A 1,337-nucleotide genomic window follows, 5' to 3' on the forward strand; every position below is an offset into this window, starting at 1 on the left:
CTGAGGTATCCCCACAAAATTGTTAGCTAAAACAAAAAGATGAATTCAGAAGGAACATTCATGGCGTTCGGTGATCAGATCTATCGCCAAACAAACCTATCAAGGACACGCCATGAATGTTCTGCAAATGCTAACCCGTTTTGTGAAAGCCGTCACGCCCAATATGCACAGCCAGCGCCGACAGGCGCTTGAAGCCTGTGTGAAAAGTGCAGTGCATCAGAACAAGCTAACCATTACCCAGCTTGGCCGTGGAATTCACGGTAAAGCTTTTGAAAAACATAAGATTAAACGTGCCGACAGGCTGTGCTCTAACGGACATTTATACCGTGAACTGCCGCTGATTTATGGCGCTTTGGTTAAACTTGTCGCTTCGTCGCTGCCACGGCCGGTTATTCTGGTTGATTGGTCTGATTTAGACGCCAGGCGGCGTCACTTCCTGTTGCGGGCGTCATTAGCTTTTGATGGCCGCTCGATAACACTGTATGAACAGGTTCACCCGCTATGCCGGAAAGAAAAGCCGGCGATACATCTGGCGTTTCTTCAACACCTCAAAGCCATGTTGCCAGAGCAGTGTAAGCCTATCATTGTCACTGATGCTGGCTTCCGGGTACCTTGGTTTCGTCAAGTTCTGAGTTTAGGGTGGGATTATGTTGGCCGCATCCGCAACCGTACTCTATACACGCTTGATAGCGGCGATAACTGGCTACCTTGCAAAGGGCTGTATGCTCAGGCCGGGAGCAAACCACAATGTTTGAAACACGTCATGTTTACCAGAGGCAATCCGCTAACAGCCAATTGGGTATTGATAAAAGCACCGGCCAAAAACCGAAAGCTACTCAATCGGTTCGGTCAGTCTCGACTTGATAAGCCCAGTAGGGATGCAGCCGCTGCCTCGCGTGAGCCATGGCTACTGGGAACCTCACTACCAACAGACTCTGCCGCACAAGCGCAAGCTGTTGTGAACTGCTACGCATCACGTATGCAGATTGAAGAAGGGTTCCGTGACCAAAAATCTAACCGGTTCGGCTTGGGGATGTCGTTACACGAATCGCGCTGCCACGAACGATTAGCAGTGCTGGTATTAATTGGTACTTTAGCGTTGTTTGCTATGAATTTTATTGGTGTAGCCGCAGAGCAAGCGGGGTTGGCTAAACGCTTCCAGGCAAACACTATCAAACATCGACGGGTACTCAGCTACTGTTACATCGCGGCAAGACTAATCCATCAAAGCGAACTTAGGATAACTTTAAAACATTGGTTATCCGGCGTTCTTTACTTCAAACGGAAAACCGCAGAGTATGGATTGTGTTGGAGCTAAATTCGTGGGGATCCCTCAG

The 1,337-nt window shown here is 48.9% G+C and carries 1 protein-coding gene; it reads left to right on the top strand.

Annotated elements, in window-relative coordinates; all coding sequences use genetic code 11:
- The first annotated feature begins 112 nt into the window (after positions 1 to 112).
- Positions 113 to 1,318, top strand: a complete 1,206-nt coding sequence (locus tag H141_RS0119615) for an IS4 family transposase (RefSeq protein WP_019677966.1) — start codon at positions 113 to 115, stop codon at positions 1,316 to 1,318.
- Positions 1,319 to 1,337 lie beyond the last annotated feature (19 nt).

It is taken from the genome of Arsukibacterium perlucidum DSM 18276, from assembly GCF_000382165.1.
Lineage (GTDB): Bacteria > Pseudomonadota > Gammaproteobacteria > Enterobacterales > Alteromonadaceae > Alishewanella > Alishewanella perlucidum.

What these genes read in the sequence shown, in the direction of transcription:
- H141_RS0119615 (WP_019677966.1), top strand. Translation starts at nt 113, where the DNA reads ATGAATGTTCTGCAAATGCTAACCCGTTTTGTGAAAGCCGTCACGCCC.